Here is a 25,984-nt window from a genome sequence, read left to right on the forward strand (position 1 = left end):
GACGCAATGAAAGCAACGGCCTCCGGGCAACGCTTTCGTCCGGCGCAGCGATGCACTCGATTGCCACGCGCAGCGCCCCACGAGAACAGAAGGCAATGACAGAAGCAGCTTTTTCCTGCGCGCCGTACATCAAGGAGATCGGCCGTGGCGCACGTGGCGCGCGTGCCCTGTCGGGCGACGACGCGGCCCGGCTCTTCGACGCGATGCTGTCCGGCCAGGTCGGCCCGGTCGAGACTGGCGCCATCGTGATGGCCTATCGCATCAAGGGCGAGGCGCCAGAGGAACTGGCCGGCATGCTCCGCGCAGCCCATGCGCATTTGACGCCGGTCGCGGTGCCGGCGGGCGCTGGACGGGCCGTCGCGATCCCGAGCTACAACGGCGCGCGCAAGCAGCCGAACCTGACGCCGCTGCTCGCCCTGCTCCTCGCGCGCGAGGGCGTACCGGTGCTGGTCCACGGGGTCGGCACCGACCCCGGCCGGGTCACCAGTGCGGACATCTTCAGCGCGCTCGGCCATCCACCGGTCGCCAGCACGGCGGACGCGGCCGCCGCGCTGACCGGCGCGCGCCTCGCCTTCCTGCCGATCGAAGCCCTGTCGCCGGCGCTGGCGGGCCTGCTCGCGCTGCGCCGGACGCTCGGCGTGCGGAATTCGGCGCACACCATCGTCAAGCTGCTGCAGCCGTTCGATACACCCGGCCTGCGGCTGGTCAACTATACGCACCCGCCCTATCGCGACAGTCTCGCGGCCCTGTTCGCCGCCCATGCCGAGGTTGCGCAGGGCGACGTGCTGCTGGCGCGCGGCACGGAGGGCGAGGCGGTCGCCGACACGCGCCGGCAGGTGCAGGTCGACTGGTTCCGCGACGGCCAGCAACGGATCGTGGCCCAGGCGGCACGCGTCGCCGCCGATCCGACGGAAACGCTGCCGGCTTGCGATGCGCAGGCGACTGCCGGCTGGATTGCCGACGTGCTGGCGGGGCGCCAGCCGGTGCCGGCCTCGATCGCGCGCCAGGTCGAAGCCATTGTCAGGATCGTGCGGGATGCCGCCGTGGGAGACTCGCCAAGCCCCGCCCCCGTTGCGCGCACCGAGGCCATGCCGACCGGGCGGATTGCGCAAGCGCCGCCGCTTGCGGACGGCACCGCCGACGCGCCGGACAACGCAAGGCGCGACGCGCAATGACGGACTTCCTGTTCAATCTGCCAAACTGGCTGCTGTTCGTGGCCGCGATCGCCGGCCTGCTGCTGCTGACCTTCATCGCAGCGGGTCTGCGGGCGCTGGTGAACCGGCTGCTGCCGCCGCCCGCGCCGAGCCGGGTGGTGACGACCTTGTTGACGGGCCTGCTGGTGCCGACCGGTGTGCTGTTCGCGTCGATCGCCAACGACGTCTACCGCGTCGACCAGCGCGCCAACGACGTGGTCGCGCAGGAGGCGGTGGCGCTCGCCAACCTGATCCACGTGATGCAGCGCTCGCCGAACGGCCAGCCGGTCGTCGTCGCTGCGCGCGGCTATGCGCACGCGGCCGTGGTCGGCGAATGGCCGACGATGGACCGAGGCGGCGCGGATGCGGAGACAACCCGGGAGTTCGACGCACTCGGCGATGCCCTGCTCGCCCGTCTCGACGTGCCGGCCGGCCGCGAGCGGATCGACGCCGACGCCGCGCGCCGCTACTACATCCAGCTCGGCAATGCGCGCGACGAACGACTGCGCATCGCGCGCGAGCACGTCGGCGCGAAGAAGTGGCTGACGTTGCTCACCTTGCTGGCCGTCAGCGCCTATGTCGTCGCCGAGTTGCACCCGCACGGCCGGCGCGACCGCATCGTGGCCCTGGTGCTGTATGCGCTCGCCTTCGGCAGCTTGGCCTTCCTGATCCTGGTCTATGACCGGCCGTTCACCGGACGCACCATCGTCGAGCCGGTCGAATTGCACGCCCTGCTTGCCCGTCCAGCCGACCAGCCGGTGGGCGATCCGCGCGACCTGCGCTGAGGCAAACCGGCGCCGGGCCGATGCAGAACAATCGCAGGACCCTCGCAGGGCGATCGGCGGCCAGCGACGCGCCGTCGACCGGCCATCAACGGCCCAGCGACGGGCCATCCACGGGCCATCGACGGGCCATCGACGGGCCATCGACGAGCCATCGACGAGCCATTAATAGGCCGAAGCCGGCGGCACGCCCAACGGCCGTTTGACCTGCGGCGGTCGAGCTTGCTATAGTCGGTCCATGGTCTCCGCTCTCACCCCTTCCGTTTCTGTCGCGCAGCGCTGCGTTGCGCGTGCCGTTTCGTCGGACCATCGGAACGTGCATTCACTACGGAAGCTATCCGCGTCGCTATCGCGACTATCGGCACGACTATGTGACTAGGCGTCAGCCAGTCCAAGCCGCCTGCCGGATCCGCCCGAGCCATCGGGCCCCGGCAACCGCCCGCAGTACCGCGTTCCGTCTTGCCCCACCGCACTTCTCGAAGTCGCCTCGGCAATGACCGTCCAGCACCGGATAGCCATGCATTTCTCCTTTTCGATCGTTTGCCGCCCGCAAGACAGCGGCGCATCCAGCCGCTGCATCTACGCCCGCGCGCTCGCCCTGCTGCCGCTAAGAACCGGTTGACGGACCACGCGCATCAGGCCGTCCGTCAGCCCGTCGCCTGCCCTTTCATCGACGACGAGGTTCTCCATGCAAGCCCACCCGCACGGCAAATACAACGCCTTTCCCCCGGTCAAACTCGCTGACCGCCGCTGGCCCACGCGCGTCATCGAACGTGCCCCGATCTGGATGAGCACCGATCTGCGCGACGGCAACCAGGCGCTGTTCGAACCGATGGACGGCGCAACCAAGCTCGAGTTCTTCGAGATGCTCGTTGCGATCGGCGTCAAACAGATCGAGGTTGGCTTCCCGGCCGCCTCGCAAACGGATTTCGACTTCGTCCGGCGCCTGATCGACGAACGGCGCATCCCGGACGACGTGACCATCGAGGTGCTGGTGCAATCGCGGGAGGATCTGATCGCCCGGACCTTCGAGGCGCTCGACGGCGTGCCGCGCGCCATCGTGCACCTGTACAACGCGATCGCGCCAAGCTTCCGCCGCATCGTGTTCAATGCGGGCCGGGACGAGGTCAAGGCGCTGGCGGTGGATGGCACCCGCCGCATCAAGGCGCACGCGGCCCGTCATCCGGACACCGACTGGACGTTCCAATACTCGCCCGAGACCTTCAGCATGACCGAGCTGTCGTTCGCGCGCGAGGTTTGCGATGCGGTGGCCCAGGTGTGGCGGCCGACCCGCGAGGCCAAGATGATCGTCAACCTGCCGGCGACGGTGGAGGTAGCGACGCCAAACGTCTATGCGGACCAGATCGAATGGATGCATCGCAATCTTGCCTACCGGGACAGCCTCATTCTTTCGGTCCATCCGCACAACGATCGCGGTACCGCGGTGGCGGCGGCGGAACTGGCCTTGCTCGCTGGCGCCGACCGCATCGAAGGCTGTCTGTTCGGCAACGGCGAGCGCACCGGCAATGTCGACCTGGTGACGCTCGCGCTGAACCTGTACACGCAGGGCATCGATCCTGGCCTCGACTTTTCCGACATCGATCACGTCCGCAGCGTGGTCGAGCGGTGCAACCGCCTGCCGGTCCATCCGCGCCACCCGTATGCCGGCGACCTGGTCTACACCGCGTTCTCCGGTTCGCACCAGGACGCGATCCGCAAGGGCTTGAGCCAGCAACGCGCCGACCAGCCGTGGGCCGTGCCTTACCTGCCGATCGATCCGGCCGACGTTGGCCGCAGCTATGAAGCGGTGATCCGCGTCAACAGCCAGTCGGGCAAGGGCGGCGTGACCTTCCTGCTCGAACGGGCGTTGGGCGTGACGCCGCCACGCCGGGTGCAGATCGAGCTCGGCGCCTGCGTGCAGCAGATTGCGGACACGACCGGGCGGGAGATCAGCGAGGCCAGCGTGCGCAATGCATTCGAGACCGAATTCATCCGGGACGGCGGGCTGGCCTGTGCCGAGGCTGCCACGCACGAGGTGACGCTGACCTGGCGCGGTCAGGCGTATCGCGTCGCGTGCGGTCAGGACAGCGCGGTCGCCAGCGACGATGCTTTCGTACAGGCCCTGGCCCGCGCGACGGCCGCGCGCGTCGGTGACAACGTCGAGAGCCGGCATTGCGAAGTGAGCAGCACGCCGGACGGCACGGCCTTCGCGTTCGTGGCGGTGAAGGTCGGCGATGGCGGCGAGACGTTTGGCGCGGGACGTGGCCGCAGCCGTGTGCAGGCGACGGCGCAGGCGTTCGCTTCGGCGTGCAATCGCGCATTTACCGTATCGGAAGCGGAAGATGCCCTCGACGACACGGGTCGGACACCGGCAACACCGCAAATCGCCAATGCTCGGGAACTTGCCGCAGCCGACGCGGTCTGAGAATGACTGTACGTGCGCGCTTTAGCCTGGCTGAGCGCGCACCTGCCGGGTTTGCTGGTCGGCGGCGGTCCGCCCTGCTCAGAAGTTGTACTGCGCGTAGATCTGGTGGAAGTTGATACCCGGATTGGGGTGCTTGATGCCGGCGTTCGAGAGGTGCTGGAAGCGGTAGCCGACCTGATACTGCTGACGCTCACCGAACTTCGCACCGACGCCGACCATGTCGGCAAACTGGAAGCCAGACGACAGCGTGTAGTCGGAGGTGATGCGGGGATGCGAGATGAGCCGGACGCCCACGCCAGCTTCGACATAGGGCCGGATGGCGCCCGAGGATTTTTCGAACCGGAGGACCGGCGTCGCGCCGACTTCGTAAATGTTCTTGTTGACGTTGCCTTCGTCGGTGTGCCAGTAGGCCAGGTGTCCTTCACCGACCAGCGCGAAGTGCCAGCCGCCGATTTCCCACCACGTCAGATTCGGGTCCCAGACGATCCCGAGATCGACCTTGCGGACATGATGGTCGGCCGTACCGGCGGCAACCTGGAAGCCGAAACGGTCGGCGCGGGCCTGACCGGCTGTCAGTGCGAGGCATGCGCCGACGCTTACCGCAGCAAGCGTCCTGACGGACCTGCTCTTGTACATTGATGTTCCCCTCGGATGACCGGCCATGCCTTCGCGCTTTGCGCCCGACCGGTGTCCGTATTGTATTGACTTGCCTAGCTATCTGTCGCGGCAAAGTTCCGCGGAACTTTTTTTGATTTTCGCTATCAAACTTTCATATCGATAGCAAAAAGTGTTGAATCGGGTAGGGTTTCTTAGCAGTCAGGGTTTTCGAGTGCTAAGATGCTTTCTTGAAACTAGATGAGGAAATGCGTGAGCCAAGCCATGTCTTTCTCTTCGTCGGAACTTGCCGACGCCCGTCGTGAAGGTTCGCTGGTCCTGCCGGCGCGTGCCATGTTGCCTGGTCACATCGGCAACATCGACGCGTATATCCAGGCGGTCAACCGGATCCCGATGCTGACGCTGGCGCAGGAACAGACGTATGCGCGCAACCTGCGCGAAGACAACGATTTGGAATCGGCGCGTCACCTGATCCTGTCGCACCTGCGACTGGTGGTCTCGATTGCGCGCCATTATCTGGGCTACGGTCTGCCGCACGCCGACCTGATCCAGGAAGGTAACATTGGCCTGATGAAGGCGGTGCGGCGTTTCGACCCGGCGCAGAACGTTCGCCTGGTCTCGTACGCGATCCATTGGATCAAGGCCGAGATCCACGAGTACATCCTGCGTAACTGGCGCTCGGTAAAGGTCGCGACGACCAAGGCGCAGCGCAAGCTGTTCTTCAACCTGCGCAGCCACAAGCAGGGCCACCAGGCGATGACGCAGTCGGAGATCGAGGGCCTGGCCTCGGAGCTGTCCGTGAAGCGCGAGGAAGTTGCGGAGATGGAGCGGCGCCTGTCCGGCGGCGACATTGCGCTGGAAGGGCAGACCGATGACGGCGAGGAATCGTTTGCGCCGATCGCCTATTTGTCCGATACGCACAACGAGCCGAGTGAAGTGCTTGAAAACCGTCACTTCGACTGGCTGCAGTCGGATGGCCTGAAGGATGCGGTCGAGGAACTCGATCCCCGCAGCCGCCGCATCATCGAGGCGCGCTGGCTGAACGTCGCCGACGACGGATCGGGCGGCGCCACGCTGCACGAACTGGCGGCGGAGTTCGGCGTCTCGGCCGAGCGCATCCGGCAGATCGAGGTTGCCGCGATGAAGAAGATGCGGGCTTCGCTGGCGGAATACGCCTGACCGCATCAGGCCGCATGGTCGGCCGGCATGCCGCCGACGAGACCCGCTCCGAAACTCGCGCCTGAGCTAGCACCTAGCCAGCACCTGGCCAGCACCTGAGCCGGCGCCGAAACGAAAAACGGGCGACAGCCAAGCTGTCGCCCGTTTTTTTGTGCGCCCGCCGCACGCCGGACCTGGATCCGCGCTTGCGGGCCATCAAACCGGGCGCCCTCCTTCCTCTCTTTCGCTACTTCTTTTCGTCGACCAGCAGTTTGAGATCGTGGACCCACGGCCCGGCACCCTGCGCGTCGCGTGCGTATAAACGCAGCTTGCCCTCGGTGTCGAATACCAGGCTCGCGGCGGTATGGTCGACCGTATAGCCTCCCGCCTCGCCCGCGCTGCTGGCGCTAGTGGCGGTTGGCGCGGAGACAACGGTCCCGGGCGCAGCCGTCGCCGATGCGCCGGCTGTCGCTTTGGCAGCCTCGGGCGCGTTCTGCGAATAGTAGATCTTGAACGCCTTGGTGACCGCATCGAGCTGCGCACGGTCGGCGGGACGCAGTGCGACGAACGACGGATCGAAGGCATGGACGTACTGCGCCAGCACTGGCGCGGTGTCCCGCTCCGGATCGACGCTCACGAACACGACCTGAACCTGCTTGGCGTCATTGCCGAGTTGTTGAAGTGCCTGCGCCAGCTCGGCCAGCGTCGCCGGGCAGACGTCCGGGCAGTGGGTATAGCCGAAGACCATCACGACCACGCGCCCGCGATAGTCGGCAAGCGTGCGCGTCTTGCCGTCGGTGTCGGGCAACGCAAAGTCGGTGGCAAAACTCTGGTTGCCGCTGATGTCGAGATTGGTGAAGGCAGGCGGCGACTTCTGGCAAGCGGCGGTCAGCAGCGCCGTCCCGACCATCAGCGACAGCGTCGCGCGTCGCAGCCACGCTCGCGTCGTGCCCGACGCGAGGCGGCGCGATCCGAGCCAGCCCGCCGGCGCCGAGCGTGTAGGTCGGCGTGCGCCTGCGTGCGTCGCGCGGATGTCAGTCAGCCGATCCACGCTATCGCTGGCCACCGCTATGGTCGGCAGCAGTGCGCGCGCAAAGCGCGGCGAGCGCGGGACGGCGGAATCCGGCGCGGACTGGGACGGCATGGCGATCTCCTGGGGCAAATGCCGGTGCGCGCCAGCGGTCGACGCCGCGGCGCTGGCAGAAAGAAGGGATGCGGGAAAGATAACGCGGCAGGAGAACGGCCGCTCGCGACATTTCGCCCGAGGTCCTGTCGAACCCCGGCAACCATGCGGTCAGAACGTGTAGCGCAGGTAGTGATCGACCAACAGCGCGGCGAACAGCAGCGAGAGATAGACGATCGAGTAGCGGAACATCCGCTTGGCCAGATCGTCCGAGTACTCGCGCCACACCTTCCATGCATAGGCCAGGAAGATGGCGCCAAGCACCGTCGCGGACACCAGATAAATCAGCCCGCTCATGCGCGCGACGAACGGCAGCAGCGATACCGCCAGCAGCACGATCGAATAGAGCAGGATGTGCAGCCGGGTCATCTTTTCGCCGTGCGTGATCGGCAGCATCGGCAGGCCGGCGTCCGCGTAGTCCTGGCGCCGATAGAGCGCTAATGCCCAGAAGTGCGGCGGGGTCCAGACGAAGATGATCAGCACCAGCATCCACGCCTCGGCCGGCACGCTCCCCGTCACGGCAGCCCAGCCGAGGGCGGGCGGCATTGCGCCGGACGCGCCGCCGATGACGATGTTCTGCGGCGTCGCGGGCTTCAGCAGAATGGTATAGACCACCGCATAGCCGACGAAGGTGGCGAAGGTCAGCCACATCGTCAGCGCATTCGTGAAGGTGTACAGCGTCCACATGCCCAGGCCGCCGAGAATCGCGGAGAAGAGCAGGATCTGACGTTGGGTGAGTTCGCCACGCGCCGATGGGCGCCAGGCAGTTCGTCGCATCAGCGCATCGATGCGCTGTTCAACCAGGCAGTTGATCGCGAAGGCGGCGCCGGCCAGCAGCCAGATGCCAACAATGCCGCCGATCAGCACCTGCCAGGGCACCATGCCCGGCGTTGCCAGGAACATCCCGATCACCGCGCAAAACACGGCAAGCTGGGTGACGCGGGGCTTGGTCAGCGCGAAGTATTGGGCGAGGCGGTTGCCCGGAGTCTGCTGCAACGTAGTGGAGCTTTCCATGGCGGTCACGCGCCGGTCATGGCCGCAGCCTGCCGCCGGCTCGAAAGAATGCGGTAGTCTAGCATGACTAGGGTCAGCAACATCAGCGCAGCGCCGCCATTGTGCGCAACCGCGTTGAGCAGCGGCCACTGCAGGACGATGTTCGACAGGCCGGTCAGGAACTGCACGATCAGCAGGATCAGCAGCAGCGACGCGGGACGCCGCAGACTATCGAAACGCCTCAGCCGCAGTCCGAGCCAGGCGAGGTAGACGACCGTGACGATCGCGAAGACGCGGTGCGTCCAGTGGATCGCGACCAAGGCATCGGCGGTAATCATCTCGCCTCCGCTGGTCTTGCCCAGCGAGCGCCAGAGATGGAAGCCCTGGTGGAAGTCCATCGGCGGCACCCACTGGCCGTTGCAGAGCGGAAAGTCCGCGCACGCCAGCACCGCATAGTTGGTACTGACCCAGCCGCCGAGGGCAATCTGGACGAACAGCAGCACCAGCCCGAGCGTTGCCGCGGCGAAGTAAGGCCGCGTCTGTGGCTCGGGCCGGCCGGGCAACGGCGTCTGGCTGGCGGCGAACCAGCCGAGCGCGCCAAGCAGGATGACGCCGAGCAGCAGATGGATCGTGACGATCGCCGGCTGCAGCTTGAGCGTGACGGTCCATGCGCCGAACGCGCCCTGCACGCAGATCAACATCAGCAAGCCCAGGGGCCAGACGATCGGAATGCGCAGCGTGCGCCGCCGGAAGATCACCAGCAACAGCTGCGTGATGATCAGCACGCCCAGTGCCATCGCGAAATAGCGATGCAGCATTTCGATCCAGGCCTTCGCCATCGTGACCGGGCCGGTCGGCATTGCGGTTTCCGCCGCCCGGATCTCGGCGTGCGCGATGAATGGCGACGCCGTGCCGTAGCAGCCGGGCCAGTCCGGACAGCCGAGACCGGAATCGGTCAGGCGCGTGAAGCTGCCAAACATGACCAGGTCCAGCGTGAGGAAGGTCGAGACCCAGAGCAGCTTGCGGAATTTGGCCTGATTGCCCCGTACCCAGACCCAGCTGAGCGGCAGCACCGCGACGCAAAGGCCAATCGCGGCGAGTTGCAGGAAGTGTGAGGGAACCATGGCTTTCGGGTGGAGGACTGCGATCTGGCGGGCGGACCGGCGCTCATCGAGGCAGCGCATCGGCCTGGTTTGCCGGGCGCGCCCGGCGCGAGACGGTCGCCGGCGGCTGTGACGAAGCGTCGGCTGACGGCCGGGCGGTCAGCCCAGGCCGGACCACTTCAGCAGCTTGGCCAGGTCGCGTTTGATCTTGCTTGGGTCCGGGTTCTTCGGAAAGCGCATCATCAGATTGCCGTTCGGATCGACCAGGAAGATGTGATCCTCGAGCGTCGTCCCCGTGTCGACCGGCAACCAGTCGGCCAGCGCGCCGCGGTCGGCGACCAGGAACAACATGTCCTGGTGCGCGCCAGCGACGGCGGGCGGCACGGCCTTGTCGTCGGTGCGCAGCCAGACTGTCTGGATACGGTCGCGTTCAGGGCCCTGCGTGACGCGCAACTGGCGCATGAAGTAGAGCTTCGTCGCGCAGGCCTGGTCACACGCGCTGGGCGCGACGGCGAGCATCAGCCACTTGCCCTTGAACGATTGCATCGAGACGATTTCGCCATTCGGGGTGCGCACGGCCAGCGTGGCAGGTATCGGGCGCTGCGGCTCGACGAGCGCGCCGTAATTCGTCGAGCCGCCGCGCGGCTTGACAACGTAGTACGTGAAGTACGACAGCAGGACCGGCGACGCGCAGATCAGGACCAGGAACAGCAGCATCCACCGGCCACGATTCCAACTTGGCTTGCGTACCGCATCCGTCGCTTTCAACTGATTCATCCCTGTCGATCGTTTCGAGCACCGCCGCGCAGCACTCGTTCATTCTTCCGCCGCCATCCGATGGCGGCGCTCGTCGTGGCGGCTGCCGTCAAGCGCGTGTACACCGCCGGCCGGCCCCCAGCCGGCAACCCGGCCCTCCCCCCATCCGAGCGGCGCTGGCACTCGGACGCGCGTCTCTCGGCAGCAGAGCGGCGCGCTTCGGGCAAACGCCGCGTTGCTCGCACGGGCCATGGCGCTCGAAGCGCCTGTCCTGCCTGGCTCAAAGGCCGGTTCGGCGTGACGCCCGTGACCCCGGTCGCTCCGCTGTAGCGACCCGCCCCTGCCAATGCCAATCCCAGTACCACCCGAATGCCAGCCGATGCCAGCCAGCAAAGCTGCCGACAGCCGGCGCGCCCATCGTCACCAACGATCAGGACGGACAACGCCAGCGCTGCGCGCCGTCAAACCATACGGCCAACGCGCGCGCCGGCGGAACCGCGGTCCGATGACAACGTCTTGCAGTACCGCCAGCGGCCGCTCAGTCGGCAAGCTGGCGGGTCGACTTCCTGCCCGTCCGCCGGTCCGCTGGTCCCCTCATCCGCTGCGCCAGCCGGCCGCCGGAACCGGCGCAGGACCTAGCGTGTCTCCGGCGGCGGCGGCGGATCGCCGACGTGGTAGTTCGGGCGCTCGCCGCGTCCGGCACGACGCGCCGCGAACAAGCCAAACAACAACGCTGCCAAGGCCATGCCCCACCACTGCAGCATGTAGCCATAGTTGCGATCCACGTCGGCGGCCGGCCTGGGCCAGTCGCGCACCAGGCCGTCGTCGACCGCATTGGTCTGCATCAGCACATAGGGCAACAGCTTCAATCCCGTTTCACGCGCGTACTCGTCGATCGGCAGGTTCGGCCGGATCGCGCGCGCCTCGCCCGGCGTGCCGGCACGCGGTGCCTCGCCCAGTTCGTATATGCGCGTCGCGTCGGCACGTGCCACGCCTTCCAGACGCAGCGTGCCGGTCGGTGTCTGGTACGGCGCAATCGCCGAGCGCTGGGCGAGATTGCGCGGCAACCAGCCGCGATTGACCAGCAGCACGCGACCGTCGTCCAGTTGGAACGGCATCACGACATAGAAGCCGGGCTGGTCACGGTACGGCCGGTTGTCCAGATAGACGACGCGATCGGCAAGGAAACGCCCCTGCGCCAGCACGCGATGATACTCGACGTCGGCCAGGCGGGGCGACGGGACGGCTTGCGTCAGATCGATCGGCGGGGCCTGCTCGTACATCACGAGCTGGTGTTGGCGCGCTTCCTTCTGATGTGCGCGATCGCGTTGCCAGAAGCCCAGCGCGGTCGTCACCGCGATCACCACGGCGATCAGGAGAACGGGAACGAGGCGGAATTTCAAGACAGTCACCGCGGCAATACGCCGCCCGGAAGTGAGATAATGCCGGCTTACCTGCCGAGAGCCGAGTCGATGAGGATTGTCGTCGCCATTGCCTTCCTACTCATCATCGCCAGTCTTGGGTCGGCGCTGGTCTTCATGATGCGCGACCGGGGCAACAGCAAGCGAATGGTGTATTCGTTGACGGTCCGTATCGGACTGTCGGTGGCGCTGTTCCTTTTCATCCTGTTCGCGAACTGGATGGGCTGGATTCACAGCACCGGCCGACTGTATTGAGCGGCCTGGCGCCCGCCTCGCGGCGCCGGCGCATCGCCGGGCGGCTGCCGGGCGGCTGCCGGGCTAAGGCGAAGCGGATGAAAAAACGGGGCGCCTGGCGCCCCGTTCTGCTTTCGCCTTACAGCCAATACACGACGACGTACAGGCCCAGCCAGACGACGTCGACAAAGTGCCAATACCAGGCGGCACCCTCGAAAGCGAAGTGGTGGTCTGCCGTGAAATGGCCGCGGATCAGGCGGATCATCACGACGAACAGCATCAGCGCGCCGAGCGTCACGTGGAAACCGTGGAAACCGGTCAGCAGGAAGAACGTCGAGCCGTAGGCGCCCGAAGTCAGCCGCAGGTTCAGTTCATGGTACGCGTGGAAATACTCGTAGCCCTGGCAGAACAGGAAGATCAGGCCCAGCAGCACCGTCGCGGCCAACCAGATGATCGCCTTGCGACGATGATTGTCGCGCAGCGCATGGTGCGAGACCGTGAGCGTCACGCCCGAGGTCAGCAGCAGCGCCGTGTTGATCGTCGGCAGCGGCCACGGCGTCATCGAGCGGAACTGGGCAACCAGGTCGGCGGGACCGTTGTTCGGCCAGACCGCCGCGAAATCCGGCCAGAGCAGCTTGTTCTCGAGGTTGGCGAACGTGTCGGTCGCGAAGTGGCGGGCGTAGAACAGCGCGCCGAAGAACGCGAGGAAGAACATCACCTCGGAGAAGATGAACCAGCTCATGCTCCAGCGGTACGACTTGTCGACCCGCTTGCCATACTGACCGACCTCGGATTCGAAGATCGCGTCGCCGAACCAGTGGTAGAGCACCCAGAACAGGAACAGCAGGCCTGCCGCAAAAGTCAGCGGTGCCCAGCTGGCGCCGTTCAGCCAGGCAGCCAGCGAACCCATCATGACCAGCAGGCCGAGCGACGCGGTCAGCGGATGCCGGGACGGATTGGGTACGAAGTAATACGGCACTTGTTGATTCTGACCGCTCATCGTCGATTCTCCACTTCCTTCATTTCTGTTACTTCCGTTCTGTTCAGCTGCGCGCTCAGCGCGTCACCACCGACACGATCGCCACCAGCACGCCGACGAAGATCACCGCGCACAGCACGGCGGCAATGATCACGTGCAACGGCCGCAACTGCGCAAAGTCCTTCTCTCGATCCCGCCCTTTCCGTACCCCGAGAAAGGACCACAACACTGCGCGGAACGAATTGATGAAACTCGACATCGTCTTTCCCTGCTCCGTGACGCGCCGCAACGCGGTCTGTTCGCCGCCCTGCGATCCCGCCGCTGCACCGCCCACACCGGCACTGTGCCAGCACGGGCCGATCCGGGCCAGTCAGCCGAACAGCGTGTGCTGGACGATGACCCCGACGAAGAACACGGCGGCGATCGAGAGAAGGATCAGGCCCATCCTCAAGTTCTGTCCGCGCTTGCCGGCGGTCCGGCGATCATCCTGTGTCATGCGCCTATTCAAATAACGGCCCCGGCCTGAGCCGGGGCAAAGCCATGTTTGGCAACCCGACGCCGCGTCTTACTCGACCTTCGGCGGCGTTTCGAAGGTGTGGAACGGCGCCGGGCTCGGCAGCGTCCACTCCAACCCCTGCGCGCCTTCCCACGGCTTGTCGGCCGCTTCGACCAGGCCGGCTTCCTTGCTGCCGCGATACGTCGGCAACGCGATCAGGAACAGGAAGTACACCTGCGCCAGACCAAACGCAAAGGCGCCGTAGGTTGCCAACTGGTTGAAATCGGTGAACTGCGCCGGGTAGTCGGCATAGCGCCGCGGCATGCCCGCCAGCCCGAGGAAGTGCATCGGGAAGAAGGTCACGTTGAAGCTGATCAGCGAGACCCAGAAGTGGATCTTGCCACGCGTCTCGTTGTACATGCGCCCGGTCCACTTCGGCGCCCAGTAGTACCAGCCCGCGAACAGCGCGAACAGCGAGCCGGCCACCAGCACGTAATGGAAGTGCGCCACCACGTAGTAAGTCCCGTGCATCGGGATGTCGAGCGGCGCCATCGACAGGATCAGGCCGGTGAAGCCGCCGATCGTAAACACGAACAGGAAGCCGATCGCGAACAGCATCGGCGTTTCGAAGGTCAACGCGCCGCGCCACATGGTGGCCGTCCAGTTGAAGACCTTCACGCCGGTCGGCACCGCGATCAGCATCGTCGCGTACATGAAGAACAGCTGGCCCGTCACCGGCATGCCGGTCGCGAACATGTGGTGCGCCCAGACGATGAACGACAGGATGGCGATCGAGCCGGTCGCGTACACCATCGAGCTATAGCCGAACAGGGGCTTGCGCGAGAACGCCGGAATCACTTCCGAAATGATCCCGAACGCGGGCAGGATCATGATGTACACCTCGGGGTGCCCGAAGAACCAGAAGATGTGCTGGTACATGATCGGGTCGCCGCCGCCGGCCGCGTTGAAGAACGACGTACCGAAGTGGCGATCGAACAGCAGCATCGTGATCGCGCCCGCCAGCACCGGCATCACGGCGATCAGCAGGTAGGCGGTGATCAGCCACGTCCACACGAACATCGGCATCTTCATCAGCGTCATGCCGGGCGCGCGCAGATTCAGGATCGTCACGACGATGTTGATCGCGCCCATGATCGACGAAGCGCCCATCAAGTGGATCGCGAAGATGCCTAGATCCATGCCCGGGCCCATCTGCGTCGACAGCGGCGCATACAGGGTCCAGCCGGCGGCCGTCGAGCCGCCCGGCACGAAGTAGGCAAGCACCAGCAGCGCCGAGGCGATCGGCAGCAGCCAGAAGCTGAAGTTGTTCATCCGCGCGAAGGCCATGTCCGACGCGCCGATCTGCAGCGGAATCATCCAGTTCGCGAAGCCGACGAAGGCCGGCATGATCGCACCGAAGATCATGAACAGGCCGTGGCTGGTCACCAACTGGTTGAAGAACTCGGGGCGCATGATCTGCAGGCCCGGCTCGAACAGCTCGACGCGGATCAGCAGCGCCATGATGCCGCCGATCAGGAACATCGTGAACGAGAACGTCAGGTACAGCGTACCGATGTCCTTGTGATTGGTTGCCCACAACCAGCGACGCCATCCGGTCGGATGGTCATGTGCGTGATCGTGATCGTGTTCAGCGTCGTGCGCGACCGATGACATAACAATCTCCCTCTTCCTTTACGCGGCGGCGTCGCGAGCTGCTCGCGGGATGCCGCCTCGATCAATACGGCCTAGGCCGCCGTCTTGGTACGCGCCGCCAGCGGCGTCGCATTCGTCTGTTGCTGCGCCGGCCGGGCCGGCGCTGCCGCTTGCAGCGGCTGGCCCGCGCGCACCGCCGTCACGTCACGCGGCTGCACGGTTTCGCCCGTATGGTTGCCCCAGGCGTTGCGCTGATAGGTGATGACGGCAGCGATGTCGATGTCGTTCAACGCACGTTGCCACGATGGCATCTGTCCCTTGCCATGCAGCACCAGCTTGATCTGGTCGACAGCCGGACCGTTCACGACCTTCGAACCGTCGAGCGCCGGGAATGGCCCGACACCCTTGCCGTTCGCCTGATGGCAGACCGCGCAATTCGCAATATAGACCTTCTCGCCGCGCGCCTGCAGTTCCGCGGCGCTGAAATCGCGCTTCGGATCCTCGACGACCGCCACATTGGTCTTCATCGTCGCATCGACCCACTTGGCATAGTCCGCGTCAGATACGACGTTGACCACCACCGGCATGAAAGCATGTTCCTTGCCGCACAGCTCGGTGCAAAAGCCGCGGTAGACGCCGATCTTCTCGGCCTTGAACCAGGTGTCGCGCACCACGCCCGGGAAAGCGTCCTGCTTGACGCCGAAGGCCGGCACGTACCAGGAGTGGATCACGTCGGCGGCGGTGGTCAGGATGCGGATCTTGCGGTTGACCGGCACGACCAGCGGATGATCGACTTCCTGCAGATAGGTATCGGTCTTCGGCTCGCGGCCGTCGACCTGGGCTCGCGGGGTCGACAGCGTCGAGATCAGGCGGATGCCCTCGCCCGGCCCCTTCACGTAGTCATAGCCCCACTTCCACTGATAGCCGGTGACCTTGATCGTCAGGTCGGCGTTGGTCGTGTCCTTCATCGCGATGACCGCCTTGGTAGCAGGCAGCGCCATCATCACGACGATCAGGAACGGCACGACGGTCCAGACGATTTCGACGGTGGTGCTTTCGTGGAAGTTGGCCGGCTTGTAGCCCTTCGACTTGCGGTGGGCGATGATCGAATACAGCATCACCCCGAACACGCCGATGAAGATCAGCGTGCAGATGATCAGCATCAGGTTGTGCAGGCCCCACAGGTCGCGCGCCACCGCGGTGACCGGGTCCTGGAAATTGAGCTGGTTGACGCGGGGGCCGCCCGGCGCATCGCCGACCGCGTGGGCCGAGCCTGCCGCCAGCGTGGCGCCGATCGACAACGCAACGCAGGAGGCTCGTTTGATTGCTTTCATAAATTCTTTACCCAAAATTGCCATCCCAATGCCGTCCGCCAGGCGACGCGCGATCAGCCGCATCGCCCCAACCATTCCCGCAACTCACCCGCGAAGCAAGCCCGCGTCTCCAGCGGCAGGTGCAGCCCAACTTCGAACGTACGACCGGCGTACGACAAAGCGGCGCCTGCGCCCGGCGATGACTCCGGTTCGATCCTTACCCAACGCGGATTGAATTCAAAGTGACTCAGACGATCGGCTGACATCCGCTCGACGACGAGACGATTCGGACTGAGGCGGATGTATTCGTAGTCCACCGCATGGCGAGCGTAGATCAACAACGCCACGCCCAGGCCGAGCAGTTCCAGACCAGCGAATGGCAAGACGAGCCAGGCACCCCGGACTGCGAAAAACGCCGCTATCGTCAACGAAACAAGGACCAGCGACAGATAAAATCGCAGCAACTGACTCGGCGAGACGGAACAGTTGCGTTTGTGCAGCCATTCCTTGAGCGCCACCTCGGCCGGCTCGTGTCGTTCGACCCCTTCCATCGCGTTCCTCCCGCGCGCCACCCGCACATTGCTGTGTGGGCAAACACCAGGCTCCCGCCGATAAACTGCGGCATTATAGGCTCCCAGCCATCGCCCGACAAGCGAACCGCCGTCGAGTTCCCGGCGCCGCCACGGCATGGCGGCGTGGCGCGCGCGTCAATCCGCCGCGCGTCGACGCCGGCCAATTTGGTCCAGCCGGATCACCGCGTTGCCCTGCGCGTCGCGCGACGTATCGTCCGGGCGGCGCCAGGCATGGCCATAGGCGATCTCGAAGGTCAACGGCAGCGTGCCGCTCTGGAACCGCTCGTCGAGCGCTTCGCTGAGCGCGTCGCGCAGGCGTCGCGAGCCCAGCCCGCCGGACGGCGCATCGGCCTCGGCGTCCGAGCGGTGCATCGGCACATACGCGCCGAGGCGCCGCACGTCCGCGAGCAATGCCTCCGGACTGCGATAGGTAATGGTCAGCGTCTCCATGTCCATCACCGGCGTCTCGAAGCCGTTGGCCACCAGCATGTCGCCAAAGTCGTGCATGTCCACGAACGGCAGCACATGCTCCCGAGGCGGCAGGCCCAGCCGATCTTCGGCGACGCGCCACGCGGCGCGCACTTCCTTGAGGGTGTCCGGCCCGAACACGCTGAACATCAGCAGACCGCCCGCGCCGAGCACCCGACGCCATTCGGGAAACACGCGGTCCGGGCGCGGATGCCAATGCAGCGCGAGATTCGACCAGAGCAGGTCGAACGTGGCGTCGGCAAACGGTAGGCGGGCAAAGTCGGCCTGCACTACCTGGCGCGACGACGGTATGAAACGCTTGAGCCAGCCGGGCATGCGCGACAGGCCACGTTCGGCGGCGGCGCGCGATAGCATGCGCCGCGACAGATCAACGCCAATCACGCCGGCGTCGGCATAGCGCAGCTGCAGCGCGCTCAGGTCGGAGCCCGGCCCACAGCCCGCGTCGAGCACGCGCTGCGGCTCGACCTTGATGTAGTCGAGCCGGGACGCCATGCGCGTCGCGATCTCGCGCGGCAGGAAACTGACGTCGTCGAAGGTGGCGGCACGGCGTTCGAACACGCGCCGCACCTGCGCAATCGTCCGGTCCGCGCCAGCTTGCTGATGGCTATCGGTCATGGGAGATATCCTTCGCGGCGCTGTATGGGGCGGGTGCGGCAGTATACTCGGCGGGTCGGCCGTCCGGCGATCATCGTCGCCAGCCGGCGGCGCGTGTTCAGTCAGCCTGGCCGATGCAATGTGCGATTCCTCCAGCCGTTCGACGCAACTGGACAAGGGCGAACGGACGCGCGTCGCGGACCGGTCTGAAATGGGGGCGACAGCTTCCGGTCGCGCAGTGAGAGCAAGCCCGCCTCAGACGGATGGCGGGCCGTGCACGACCTGGCGCCGGGCGCTAAGCATCGTGCTCGACACAGCGCTGCCATCCGATTGCCTGCTATGCGGCCGTATGTCACATGGCGGCGCGGCGCTGTGCGTTCGCTGCCATGCCGGCATGATTGAGCCGGCGCCACGCCGGTGTCCACGCTGCGCGGCGTTCGTTGCATCATCGTCTTCGGCGGACGCGCGGCGCGTCCCGCTCTGTGGACGCTGCCAGACCGCGCCGCCCTCCTATGACGCGGCGGTCACGCTCGCCGACTATGCGTCGCCCTACGACGCGCTGATCCTTGCACTGAAGTTTGGCCGCCAGCTTGCCGTTGCAAACACACTGGGTGCGGCGCTGGCCGAACGCGTTGCCGAGGCGCGCGACGCCGCTCGGCTGCCCCCGGTCGACTGCGTGGCTGCCGTGCCGCTAGGCCCGCGGCGCCTGTTCGCGCGCGGCTTCAACCAGTCCGAGGAACTCGCGCGTGCGCTGGCGCGCGCGCTGAGCCTGCCGCGCCGGCGCGGCCTGCTCGCGCGTCAGCGCGAGACGCCGCCACAGGCCCGGCTCACGCTGGCGGAACGGCAGCGCAACGTGCAAGGCGTGTTCACCCTGTCCCGGCACGCACGGGCGCACGATCGGCCCGCGGGCCTGCATGTCATGCTGGTGGACGATGTGATGACCTCCGGCGCCACGCTCGAGGCTGCCGCACGGACGCTGAAGCGGGCCGGTGCGAGGGCCGTGACGCTGGCGGTCGCGTTCCGCACCCGACAGTAAAGCGCTTTACGCTCCGTGGACAGGGCCGGCCACCATGCCGAGCCGACGCCGAGCCGCTGCGGCGCTGGCGTGGCGCTGGCGTGGTGCTGGCGTGGTGACGGTACGGAGGGCGCGCAGCTCTTGTCATCGGGCCCGCAACGGTTCAATCTTGGCGCCCCGCCATGCGAACCCCGCCATGTTCAACGTCGTCCTGGTCCATCCTGAAATCCCGCCGAATACCGGCAACGTGATTCGGCTGTGCGCCAACACCGGCTGCACGCTGCACCTGATCGAACCGCTCGGTTTCCCGCTGGACGACGCGCGCATGCGGCGCGCCGGTCTCGACTACCACGAGTATGCGCAGATGCGCGTCCATGCCGACTGGCAGAGCTTCCTGGCCAGCGAAAATCCCGACCCGGCGCGCATGGTTGCGCTGAGCACCAAGGGCACGACGCCGTTTTCCGCGCTGCGTTTCGAGGCGGGCGACTGGCTGGTGTTCGGCTCGGAGACCAGCGGCCTGCCGGCGGCCATCGTCGATGCGCTACCCGACACATCGTTGACCCGACTGCCAATGCGGCCGGACAACCGTAGCCTCAACCTGTCGAACGCGGTCGCGGTCACGGTTTTCGAGGCATGGCGCCAGCACGGCTACGCCGGTGGCGCCTGAGCATGCAAGCGCGGGCCGTTCTCAGCCGACACGCGCCAGCTCGCGGCGGTAAAGCGCCAGCGCTTCCTCGGAAAAGCACGCGAAGATGACTTCTTCAACGACCGGAAACCGTGGCAGCGTGGCGGCGACCGTCGCCACCGCAACTTGCACGGCCTGCACGAGCGGGTAACCGTAGACGCCGCAGCTGATGCACGGAAACGCCAGCGTGCGGCAGCCAGCGCCGGCGGCCAACTCGATCGAGCGTCGATAGCAGGAGGCCAGCAACGCGGCTTCATTGTGCGTGCCGCCTTGCCAGACCGGTCCGACCGCATGAATCACGTGACGCGCGGGTAACGCGAAACCCGGCGTCAGCTTGGCGTCGCCTGTCCGGCAGCCGCCCAGCGGCCGGCACGCGGCGAGCAATGCCGGCCCCGCCGCGCGGTGGATCGCGCCATCGACGCCGCCGCCGCCAAGCAGCGAGGTGTTGGCCGCATTGACGATTGCATCGACATCGAGGGTCGTGATGTCGACCAGACGGGCAGAGAGCATGGCATCCTCCGGGTGAATGCGGCGCGCGTCACCGCATCATGCAAGCGCCGGACCCGGCGCGGCGCGTCAAGCGGTCAGCGCTCGGGCTTCGCGTCGCGCCCGAGCAGGGTCGCGACGGCGCCGCGCGCATCGGCCCCATCGAACAGCACCCGGCACACCGCCGCGGTGATCGGCATGTCCACGCCATGTTCCCGTGCGAGCGCATGCACCGCACGCGCGCACAGCACGCCTTCGGCAACATGACCGAGGCGCGCCAGGATCGTGTCGAGCGGCGCGCCCTCGGCCAGTTGCAGACCGACCCGGCGATTGCGCGACAGGTCGCCGGTCGCGGTAAGAATCAGGTCGCCGACGCCGGTCAGGCCGATGAACGTGTCGGCACGCGCGCCGAGCGCCACGCCGAGACGGCTCATCTCCGCCAGCCCCCGCGTCAGCAGCGCGGCGCGCGCGTTCAGGCCGAGACCGAGACCGTCGGCAATGCCCGCCGCGATCGCGAGCACGTTTTTCACGGCACCGCCGACTTCGACGCCGGTAATGTCGTCGCTGGTATAGATGCGGATCGACTCGTGATGGAAGGCCCGCACCGTGACCGCACGACAATCGGCGTCACGGCTCGCCGCGGTCAGCGCGGCGGGCAGATGCTGCGCGACCTCGCGTGCAAAGCTCGGTCCGGACAACGCCCCGTTGCCGCGATGGCCGGGCAGCACCTGTGCGACGACCTGATGGGGCAGCAGCATCGTGTCCGCTTCGAAGCCCTTGCAGAGCCAGACAAAACGTTCCGGGCACAGACTTTGTGCCGACAGCGTGCCGAGCAGGCCACGCAGTCCCGCCACCGGCGTCGCGACGACGGCAAGATCGGCCGCGGCGCCATCGCGCAGCGCGCGCGCCAAGTCCGCTTCGACGCGTAGCCCGGCGGGCAGCGCGCAGCCCGGCAGATAGCTGCGGTTCTCGCGATCGGCGCGCATGGCCGACACCAGGCCCGCGTCCCGAGCCCAGAGCACCACGTCATGCCGGCGTGCGAGATGCGCCGCGAGCGCCGTGCCCCAAGCGCCGGCGCCGAGCACGGTGACCTTCATCGGCGGCTCAGTGCGGCTTGATCGATGCGCTGTCGGCGACCAGGATGTCGGAATCGCCGCCCTGTTGCGCCTGTTGTGCGGCGTGCATCGCAAGCTGCTGCTCGTAGATCGCCTGGAAATTCATCTCGGCCAGATGGATCGGCGGGAAGCCCGAACGCGTGATCAGGTCGGCGACGTTGGCGCGCAGATACGGGAAGATGATCGACGGGCAGGCGATGCCGATCAGCGGCTCGAACTGCTCGACCGGAATATGCTGGATATCGAAGATGCCGGCCTGGCTGACTTCCACCAGGAAAGCGACCTTGTCCTTGATCTTCGCGGTGACCGTGGCCGTCACGACCGACTCATAGATCGTGTCGTTCAGCCGCTCGGCCTGCACCTTCACTTCGACTTCCACCGACGGCATCTCCTGCTCGAGGAAGATCGCCGGCGAGTTCGGCTGCTCGAACGACGCGTCCTTCAGGTACACGCGCTGGATGTTGAAGACGGGTTGTTGTTCACCCGCTGCGTTCGCGGAAGCGTCACTCATTTCAGGTCTCTGACTTTTGGAATGTAATGGAGGAAACGCGCCGGACGGGCCGGCGCGAGGAAAATCATTCGATGCCGAGCAACGGCTTCAGGCCGCCAGCACGATCGAGCGCGGCCAGGTCATCGTACCCGCCGACATGGGTCTCGCCGATATAGATCTGCGGGACCGTGCGACGGCCGGTGCGCGTCATCATTTCTTCGCGACGGCCCGGTTCCTTGTCGATCAGAACCTTTTCCAGCGTGTCGACGCCGCGCTGCTTGAGCAGACGCTCGGCCATCTGGCAGTACGGACAGACCTGCGTGCTGTACATCACGACCTTGTTCATTTGGCTACTCCTGACTTGACGATAGGCATGCCCGCCTGTCTCCAGCCGACCAGTCCGCCCTGCAGAACGAAGACCTCGGCGTAGCCGGCGTTCTTGAACAGCGCCTCGGCCTGGGCCGCGCGCCGGCCATTCTCGTCGACCAGCAAGACCGGATGATTCTTGTTCTTCGCGAACTGCGGCGCCTTGGCCGACACCTCCTCGAACGGCAGGTGCCGCGCCTGCGGCAGATGCCCGCTCTGGTAGGCGGCGGCGTCGCGCACGTCGACGATGAGGGCATTGCGCCGGTTGATCAGCTGGGTGGCTTCGGTAACCGCGATACCTCGCCCCCGGCGGCTCAACTTTGGCCACGCAAGGAGCAGGCCCGACACGATGGCGACGGCGAGCAGCAGCAGGTTGGTGTAATCGGTAAAAAACTTCACGTGGAGGCCGTCGGAAAAGAGAATCCGCGCATTATAGAATAAGCCTCAATGCGCACGGGCCATTGCCGGTGCCGCGGTGCCTGCCGACGCCGATCGCGCGGCGCGGGACCGCCGACGTTTTCCAACCATCGCAATCGACACAATGCATAAGCTCGTTCTCATTCGCCATGGCGAATCGACCTGGAACCAGGAAAACCGCTTCACCGGCTGGGTCGACGTCGACCTGACGGAGAAAGGCGCCGCCGAAGCCCGCCAGGCCGGCCAGCTGTTGAAGCAGGAAGGCTATGCCTTCGACATCGCCTACACGTCGGTGCTGCGCCGCGCGATCCGCACGCTGTGGCACGTTCAGGACGAAATGGACCTGATGTGGATTCCGACGGTCCATTCGTGGCGCTTGAACGAGCGGCACTATGGCGGCCTGGCCGGCCTGAACAAGGCGGAAACGGCCGCCAAGTACGGTGACGAACAGGTTCTCGTCTGGCGCCGCAGCTACGACACGCCGCCGCCGCCGCTGACCGGCGACGCACTCGACGCGTTCCGGCGCGATCCGCGCTACGCCAAGGTCGGTGCCGACGAACTGCCGGCCACCGAGTGCCTGAAGGACACGGTGGCGCGCGTACTGCCGCTCTGGAACGAATCGATCGCGCCGGCGCTCAAGTCCGGCAAGCGCATCGTGATCGCCGCGCACGGCAACTCGCTGCGCGCCCTGGTCAAGTACCTGGACGACATCGCCGACGACCAGATCGTCGGCCTGAACATTCCGAACGGCATCCCGCTGGTCTACGAGCTGGACGAATCGTTGAAGCCGATCCGTCACTATTATCTCGGCGACCAGCAGGCGATTGCCGCCGCCCAGGCCGCCGTGGCCAACCAAGGCAAACGCGCCTGACCCGGGGCGGCCGACGACGGCCGCCGTTATACTCGAAACTTTGTAGCGGGCGCCGCCGGCGCCGCCTCCTCTGCCCTTTATGCGCAAACAATTGAAATATACGGCCCTGGTCGTGGGCGGCGTCCTGACGGGCGCCTTCGCGACGCTGCAGTTCTCGTCTGCGGCGGCGCAGGGCACGGCGGCCGCGCCGTTGCCGCTCGAAGAACTCCGCACCCTGGCCGAGGTGTTCGGCCAGATCAAGCAGGAGTACGTCGAGCCGGTCGACGACAAGAAGCTGCTCACCGCCGCGATCAAGGGCATGGTGTCGAGCCTCGACCCGCATTCGTCGTATCTCGACAAGAAGGACTATCAGGAACTGCAGGAGATGACCGAGGGCCGCTTCGCCGGCCTTGGCATCGAGATCTCGCAGGAAGACGGGCTGATCAAGGTGATCAACCCGATCGAGGACACGCCTGCGTTCCGGGCCGGCATCCGTCCGGGCGACCTGATCACCCGCATCGACGACAAGCCGGTGCGCGGCATGAATCTCGACGCGGCCGTCAAACGCATGCGCGGCAAGCCGGGCACGAAGGTCACGCTGACCATCTTCCGCAAGTCCGAGGAGCGCACGTTCCCGATCACGGTGACGCGTGCCGAGATCCGCGTGCAGAGCGTGAAGACGAAAATCGTAGCGCCGGGTTACGCGTGGGTGCGGATCACGAGCTTCCAGCAGCAGACGGTGCCGGATCTCGCCACCAAGCTGCGCGACATCGTGCGCCAGGAGCCGAACCTGAAGGGCGTGGTGCTCGACCTCCGCAACAACGGCGGCGGCCTGCTGCAGAGCGCGGTCGGCGTTTCGGGCGCCTTCCTGCCGCCGGACGCGCTGGTGGTCTCGACCAACGGCCAGGTTGCCGAGGCCCATCAGGAATACAAGGACCGCTTCAGCGACTATCGTCTGCCGACGATGAGCAACGATCCGCTGCAGGGCCTGCCGCCGGTGCTGAAGACCGTGCCGATGATCGTGCTGGTCAACGCCTACTCGGCGTCGGCGTCGGAAATCGTCGCGGGCGCGCTGCAGGATCATCATCGCGCGATCGTGATGGGCAAGGCGACGTTCGGCAAGGGTTCGGTGCAGACGGTTCGTCCGCTCGGCCCGGATACCGCGCTGCGCCTGACGACTGCCTACTATTACACGCCGAGCGGCCGGTCGATCCAGAACAAGGGAATCCGACCGGATCTCGCAGTCGATCAGTACGCGGACGGCGATCCGGACGACGCACTCGTGACGCGCGAAGTCGATTATCAGAATCACCTGGCCAACACGCAGGATCCGAACGAGAAGGCCGAGGACCGCGACCGCGAGCAGCAGCGCATGGATCAGCTGCGCAAGCTCGAGGAGCGCACCGACAAGATGACGCCGGAGCAGCGCGCGAAGGAACGCAACCGGCCGATTCCGGAGTTCGGCAGCGACAGCGATTTCATGCTGAAGCAGGCCCTCAACAAGTTCGAGGGACAGCAGGTGCAGCTGACGAAGTCGGAAAGCGAACGCAAGCTCTCGGCCGCCAAGCCGCCGCGCGACGCGTCCGCCCCGACCGTCTCCAAGCCGGCACTGCCGGCGGTGCCGGGCGCCTCCAGTCCGAAGGGTGCCTCGGCGCCGGCCGCGCGCTGATCGGCTGGCAGTCGGCGGCCCGATGCGCTGCATCGGGCCGTTTTCATTTCCGGCGGCTGGTCGGGCCATCCGCGGCGCTCCGGCAAGGCGGACTGCTTTGCGACGAAAGTCATGAACGACGAGCAACTACTGCGCTATTCGCGCCACATCCTGCTGGATGAGTGGGGCATCGAGGCCCAGGAGAAGGTGTCGGCAGCGCACGCGCTGATCATCGGCGTCGGCGGCCTGGGCACGCCCGCGGCGATGTATCTGGCGGCGGCCGGCGTGGGACGCCTGACCCTGGTCGACGGCGACACGGTCGACCTGACCAATCTGCAGCGTCAGATCGCACACACCACCGAAACGGTCGGCATGCCGAAGACGGCATCGGCCCGCCTGACGCTCGCGCGTCTGAACCCGACCATCGTTGTCGAGACGGTCGCGCAGCGCGCCGACGATGCGCTGCTCGACCGTCTCGTGCCGACCGCCGACGTGGTGCTCGATTGTTGCGACAACTTTGACACGCGCCACGCGGTGAATCGCGCGTGCGTGCGTGCTGCCGTCCCGCTGGTCTCCGGCGCGGCGCTGCGCTTCGATGGGCAGTTGAGCGCGTTCGATACGCGCAATCCTGCGTCGCCGTGCTACGCCTGCCTGTTTCCGCCGGATCACGCGCCCGCCGAGACGGCCTGCGCCACGATGGGGGTGTTCGCGCCCGCGGTAGGCGTGATTGGCACGATGCAGGCCGCCGATGCGCTGCGCATCATCAGCGGCATCGGCCGCACGATGGTCGGCCGTTTGCTGATGCACGACGCGCTCGAAACACGCTGGAACGAACTGGCGATCGACCGCGATCCGGCCTGTCCCGTGTGCGCGACGCGCGGCAGCGGACAACGCGGCTGAAGAAGTCGACCACGCCAGTGCGCTCCGCCGGGCCGCAGCGCCCGTGGCAGGTG

General features: G+C 66.3%; 27 protein-coding genes and 1 pseudogene. 10 read left to right on the forward strand and 18 right to left on the reverse strand.

Annotated features, from left to right (window positions below; genetic code table 11):
- The first annotated feature begins 95 nt into the window (after window positions 1–95).
- The 3 genes from ybiB to leuA all read left to right on the forward strand — a co-directional run bounded on the left by ybiB (window position 96) and on the right by leuA (window position 4,400).
- On the forward strand, window positions 96–1,175 hold the full coding sequence (ybiB, locus tag BLU54_RS09025) for a DNA-binding protein YbiB (RefSeq protein WP_091907419.1): 1,080 nt from the start codon (window positions 96–98) through the stop codon (window positions 1,173–1,175).
- Window positions 1,172–1,978, forward strand: coding sequence for a bestrophin-like domain (locus BLU54_RS09030; protein ID WP_091907203.1), 807 nt, complete (start codon window positions 1,172–1,174; stop codon window positions 1,976–1,978). The genes ybiB and BLU54_RS09030 overlap by 4 nt, the downstream gene beginning before the upstream one ends.
- Window positions 1,979–2,663: 685 nt before the next feature.
- On the forward strand, window positions 2,664–4,400 hold the full coding sequence (gene leuA / locus BLU54_RS09035; RefSeq protein ID WP_091907205.1) for a 2-isopropylmalate synthase: 1,737 nt from the start codon (window positions 2,664–2,666) through the stop codon (window positions 4,398–4,400).
- A 78-nt stretch (window positions 4,401–4,478) separates the two neighbouring features.
- On the opposite strand, the gene BLU54_RS09040 is transcribed toward leuA, so the two are convergent.
- Window positions 4,479–5,036, reverse strand: a complete 558-nt coding sequence (locus tag BLU54_RS09040) for an acyloxyacyl hydrolase (RefSeq protein ID WP_091907207.1) — start codon at window positions 5,034–5,036, stop codon at window positions 4,479–4,481.
- A 243-nt stretch (window positions 5,037–5,279) separates the two neighbouring features.
- Here BLU54_RS09040 and rpoH point away from each other — a divergent pair, with 243 nt between their 5' ends.
- Window positions 5,280–6,194: an RNA polymerase sigma factor RpoH gene (gene rpoH / locus BLU54_RS09045; protein WP_091907209.1), complete on the forward strand. Its 915-nt coding sequence runs from the start codon at window positions 5,280–5,282 to the stop codon at window positions 6,192–6,194.
- Window positions 6,195–6,420: 226 nt separating this feature from the next.
- On the opposite strand, the gene BLU54_RS09050 is transcribed toward rpoH, so the two are convergent.
- The 5 genes from BLU54_RS09050 to BLU54_RS09070 all read right to left on the reverse strand — a co-directional run bounded on the left by BLU54_RS09050 (window position 6,421) and on the right by BLU54_RS09070 (window position 11,611).
- Window positions 6,421–7,083: an SCO family protein gene (locus tag BLU54_RS09050; RefSeq protein WP_091907421.1), complete on the reverse strand. Its 663-nt coding sequence runs from the start codon at window positions 7,081–7,083 to the stop codon at window positions 6,421–6,423.
- 384 nt (window positions 7,084–7,467) lie between these two features.
- Window positions 7,468–8,370, reverse strand: a complete 903-nt coding sequence (gene cyoE / locus BLU54_RS09055; RefSeq protein WP_091907423.1) for a heme o synthase — start codon at window positions 8,368–8,370, stop codon at window positions 7,468–7,470.
- A gap of 5 nt (window positions 8,371–8,375) precedes the next feature.
- The gene (locus BLU54_RS09060) at window positions 8,376–9,473 is read right to left on the reverse strand and encodes a COX15/CtaA family protein (protein WP_091907211.1); all 1,098 of its coding nucleotides are present in this window, start codon (window positions 9,471–9,473) and stop codon (window positions 8,376–8,378) included.
- A 138-nt stretch (window positions 9,474–9,611) separates the two neighbouring features.
- Window positions 9,612–10,229: an SCO family protein gene (locus BLU54_RS09065; RefSeq protein ID WP_091907213.1), complete on the reverse strand. Its 618-nt coding sequence runs from the start codon at window positions 10,227–10,229 to the stop codon at window positions 9,612–9,614.
- Between the two features lie 614 nt (window positions 10,230–10,843).
- A complete protein-coding gene (locus BLU54_RS09070) occupies window positions 10,844–11,611 on the reverse strand; it encodes an SURF1 family protein (protein WP_091907215.1) in 768 nt (255 codons plus the stop codon).
- A 69-nt stretch (window positions 11,612–11,680) separates the two neighbouring features.
- Between BLU54_RS09070 and BLU54_RS09075 the strand changes: the two genes are divergently transcribed.
- Window positions 11,681–11,884: a twin transmembrane helix small protein gene (locus BLU54_RS09075; RefSeq protein WP_091907425.1), complete on the forward strand. Its 204-nt coding sequence runs from the start codon at window positions 11,681–11,683 to the stop codon at window positions 11,882–11,884.
- A 118-nt stretch (window positions 11,885–12,002) separates the two neighbouring features.
- On the opposite strand, the gene BLU54_RS09080 is transcribed toward BLU54_RS09075, so the two are convergent.
- From BLU54_RS09080 to BLU54_RS09105, 7 genes and pseudogenes are all read right to left on the reverse strand, one after another.
- Complete coding sequence (locus tag BLU54_RS09080) at window positions 12,003–12,863, reverse strand: cytochrome c oxidase subunit 3 (RefSeq protein WP_091907217.1); 861 nt, start codon at window positions 12,861–12,863, stop codon at window positions 12,003–12,005.
- A gap of 55 nt (window positions 12,864–12,918) precedes the next feature.
- Window positions 12,919–13,101: a DUF2970 domain-containing protein gene (locus BLU54_RS09085; RefSeq protein ID WP_091907427.1), complete on the reverse strand. Its 183-nt coding sequence runs from the start codon at window positions 13,099–13,101 to the stop codon at window positions 12,919–12,921.
- 111 nt (window positions 13,102–13,212) lie between these two features.
- Complete coding sequence (locus BLU54_RS23965) at window positions 13,213–13,338, reverse strand: cytochrome oxidase small assembly protein (protein ID WP_211435321.1); 126 nt, start codon at window positions 13,336–13,338, stop codon at window positions 13,213–13,215.
- 69 nt (window positions 13,339–13,407) lie between these two features.
- Window positions 13,408–15,012 (reverse strand): cytochrome c oxidase subunit I, encoded by a 1,605-nt coding sequence (gene ctaD / locus BLU54_RS09090; RefSeq protein ID WP_091907219.1) that lies wholly within the window; start codon window positions 15,010–15,012, stop codon window positions 13,408–13,410.
- Window positions 15,013–15,086: 74 nt separating this feature from the next.
- A pseudogene (coxB, locus tag BLU54_RS09095) lies at window positions 15,087–16,349 on the reverse strand (cytochrome c oxidase subunit II); the annotation flags it as partial.
- Window positions 16,350–16,378: 29 nt separating this feature from the next.
- A complete protein-coding gene (locus tag BLU54_RS09100) occupies window positions 16,379–16,855 on the reverse strand; it encodes a DUF2244 domain-containing protein (RefSeq protein WP_091907221.1) in 477 nt (158 codons plus the stop codon).
- Between the two features lie 156 nt (window positions 16,856–17,011).
- Window positions 17,012–17,980, reverse strand: coding sequence for a methyltransferase domain-containing protein (locus tag BLU54_RS09105; RefSeq protein WP_091907223.1), 969 nt, complete (start codon window positions 17,978–17,980; stop codon window positions 17,012–17,014).
- A 190-nt stretch (window positions 17,981–18,170) separates the two neighbouring features.
- On the opposite strand from BLU54_RS09105, the gene BLU54_RS09110 reads away from it, so the two are divergent.
- Window positions 18,171–18,995 (forward strand): ComF family protein, encoded by an 825-nt coding sequence (locus BLU54_RS09110; RefSeq protein WP_268874516.1) that lies wholly within the window; start codon window positions 18,171–18,173, stop codon window positions 18,993–18,995.
- Window positions 18,996–19,170: 175 nt separating this feature from the next.
- Entirely contained in the window at window positions 19,171–19,641 is a 471-nt protein-coding gene (trmL, locus tag BLU54_RS09115) for a tRNA (uridine(34)/cytosine(34)/5-carboxymethylaminomethyluridine(34)-2'-O)-methyltransferase TrmL (protein ID WP_091907227.1), read from the forward strand.
- Window positions 19,642–19,662: 21 nt separating this feature from the next.
- Here trmL and BLU54_RS09120 read toward each other — a convergent pair whose 3' ends face one another.
- From BLU54_RS09120 to BLU54_RS09140, 5 genes are all read right to left on the reverse strand, one after another.
- A complete protein-coding gene (locus BLU54_RS09120) occupies window positions 19,663–20,169 on the reverse strand; it encodes an O-acetyl-ADP-ribose deacetylase (protein ID WP_091907229.1) in 507 nt (168 codons plus the stop codon).
- A gap of 74 nt (window positions 20,170–20,243) precedes the next feature.
- Complete coding sequence (locus BLU54_RS09125) at window positions 20,244–21,242, reverse strand: NAD(P)H-dependent glycerol-3-phosphate dehydrogenase (protein WP_091907231.1); 999 nt, start codon at window positions 21,240–21,242, stop codon at window positions 20,244–20,246.
- Between the two features lie 7 nt (window positions 21,243–21,249).
- Window positions 21,250–21,771 (reverse strand): protein-export chaperone SecB, encoded by a 522-nt coding sequence (gene secB / locus BLU54_RS09130; protein WP_091907233.1) that lies wholly within the window; start codon window positions 21,769–21,771, stop codon window positions 21,250–21,252.
- A 64-nt stretch (window positions 21,772–21,835) separates the two neighbouring features.
- Entirely contained in the window at window positions 21,836–22,096 is a 261-nt protein-coding gene (gene grxC, locus BLU54_RS09135; RefSeq protein WP_091907236.1) for a glutaredoxin 3, read from the reverse strand.
- Entirely contained in the window at window positions 22,093–22,515 is a 423-nt protein-coding gene (locus tag BLU54_RS09140) for a rhodanese-like domain-containing protein (RefSeq protein ID WP_091907238.1), read from the reverse strand. The genes grxC and BLU54_RS09140 overlap by 4 nt, the downstream gene beginning before the upstream one ends.
- A gap of 142 nt (window positions 22,516–22,657) precedes the next feature.
- Between BLU54_RS09140 and gpmA the strand changes: the two genes are divergently transcribed.
- From gpmA to BLU54_RS09155, 3 genes are all read left to right on the forward strand, one after another.
- Entirely contained in the window at window positions 22,658–23,404 is a 747-nt protein-coding gene (gpmA, locus tag BLU54_RS09145; RefSeq protein WP_091907431.1) for a 2,3-diphosphoglycerate-dependent phosphoglycerate mutase, read from the forward strand.
- Window positions 23,405–23,483: 79 nt separating this feature from the next.
- On the forward strand, window positions 23,484–25,052 hold the full coding sequence (locus BLU54_RS09150) for a S41 family peptidase (protein ID WP_091907240.1): 1,569 nt from the start codon (window positions 23,484–23,486) through the stop codon (window positions 25,050–25,052).
- Between the two features lie 111 nt (window positions 25,053–25,163).
- Window positions 25,164–25,931, forward strand: coding sequence for a HesA/MoeB/ThiF family protein (locus BLU54_RS09155; RefSeq protein ID WP_091907242.1), 768 nt, complete (start codon window positions 25,164–25,166; stop codon window positions 25,929–25,931).
- The last annotated feature ends 53 nt before the right edge of the window (window positions 25,932–25,984 follow it).

The organism is Chitinasiproducens palmae, from assembly GCF_900095735.1.
Classification (GTDB): Bacteria; Pseudomonadota; Gammaproteobacteria; order Burkholderiales; family Burkholderiaceae; genus Chitinasiproducens; species Chitinasiproducens palmae.

Bases quoted from the DNA above. Each gene is read 5' to 3' on its own strand.
- BLU54_RS23965 (WP_211435321.1), bottom strand. From the start codon at position 13,338: ATGACACAGGATGATCGCCGGACCGCCGGCAAGCGCGGACAGAACTTG.
- BLU54_RS09100 (WP_091907221.1), bottom strand. From the start codon at position 16,855: ATGGAAGGGGTCGAACGACACGAGCCGGCCGAGGTGGCGCTCAAGGAA.
- BLU54_RS09155 (WP_091907242.1), top strand. From the start codon at position 25,164: ATGAACGACGAGCAACTACTGCGCTATTCGCGCCACATCCTGCTGGAT.
- BLU54_RS09085 (WP_091907427.1), bottom strand. From the start codon at position 13,101: ATGTCGAGTTTCATCAATTCGTTCCGCGCAGTGTTGTGGTCCTTTCTC.
- BLU54_RS09065 (WP_091907213.1), bottom strand. From the start codon at position 10,229: ATGAATCAGTTGAAAGCGACGGATGCGGTACGCAAGCCAAGTTGGAAT.
- BLU54_RS09125 (WP_091907231.1), bottom strand. From the start codon at position 21,242: ATGAAGGTCACCGTGCTCGGCGCCGGCGCTTGGGGCACGGCGCTCGCG.
- rpoH (WP_091907209.1), top strand. From the start codon at position 5,280: ATGTCTTTCTCTTCGTCGGAACTTGCCGACGCCCGTCGTGAAGGTTCG.
- BLU54_RS09075 (WP_091907425.1), top strand. From the start codon at position 11,681: ATGAGGATTGTCGTCGCCATTGCCTTCCTACTCATCATCGCCAGTCTT.
- ctaD (WP_091907219.1), bottom strand. From the start codon at position 15,012: ATGTCATCGGTCGCGCACGACGCTGAACACGATCACGATCACGCACAT.
- BLU54_RS09150 (WP_091907240.1), top strand. From the start codon at position 23,484: ATGCGCAAACAATTGAAATATACGGCCCTGGTCGTGGGCGGCGTCCTG.
- BLU54_RS09040 (WP_091907207.1), bottom strand. From the start codon at position 5,036: ATGTACAAGAGCAGGTCCGTCAGGACGCTTGCTGCGGTAAGCGTCGGC.
- grxC (WP_091907236.1), bottom strand. From the start codon at position 22,096: ATGAACAAGGTCGTGATGTACAGCACGCAGGTCTGTCCGTACTGCCAG.
- BLU54_RS09110 (WP_268874516.1), top strand. From the start codon at position 18,171: ATGGGGGCGACAGCTTCCGGTCGCGCAGTGAGAGCAAGCCCGCCTCAG.
- leuA (WP_091907205.1), top strand. From the start codon at position 2,664: ATGCAAGCCCACCCGCACGGCAAATACAACGCCTTTCCCCCGGTCAAA.
- BLU54_RS09060 (WP_091907211.1), bottom strand. From the start codon at position 9,473: ATGGTTCCCTCACACTTCCTGCAACTCGCCGCGATTGGCCTTTGCGTC.
- BLU54_RS09105 (WP_091907223.1), bottom strand. From the start codon at position 17,980: ATGACCGATAGCCATCAGCAAGCTGGCGCGGACCGGACGATTGCGCAG.
- gpmA (WP_091907431.1), top strand. From the start codon at position 22,658: ATGCATAAGCTCGTTCTCATTCGCCATGGCGAATCGACCTGGAACCAG.
- BLU54_RS09120 (WP_091907229.1), bottom strand. From the start codon at position 20,169: ATGCTCTCTGCCCGTCTGGTCGACATCACGACCCTCGATGTCGATGCA.
- cyoE (WP_091907423.1), bottom strand. From the start codon at position 8,370: ATGGAAAGCTCCACTACGTTGCAGCAGACTCCGGGCAACCGCCTCGCC.
- trmL (WP_091907227.1), top strand. From the start codon at position 19,171: ATGTTCAACGTCGTCCTGGTCCATCCTGAAATCCCGCCGAATACCGGC.
- ybiB (WP_091907419.1), top strand. From the start codon at position 96: ATGACAGAAGCAGCTTTTTCCTGCGCGCCGTACATCAAGGAGATCGGC.
- secB (WP_091907233.1), bottom strand. From the start codon at position 21,771: ATGAGTGACGCTTCCGCGAACGCAGCGGGTGAACAACAACCCGTCTTC.
- BLU54_RS09030 (WP_091907203.1), top strand. From the start codon at position 1,172: ATGACGGACTTCCTGTTCAATCTGCCAAACTGGCTGCTGTTCGTGGCC.
- BLU54_RS09050 (WP_091907421.1), bottom strand. From the start codon at position 7,083: ATGGTCGGGACGGCGCTGCTGACCGCCGCTTGCCAGAAGTCGCCGCCT.
- BLU54_RS09080 (WP_091907217.1), bottom strand. From the start codon at position 12,863: ATGAGCGGTCAGAATCAACAAGTGCCGTATTACTTCGTACCCAATCCG.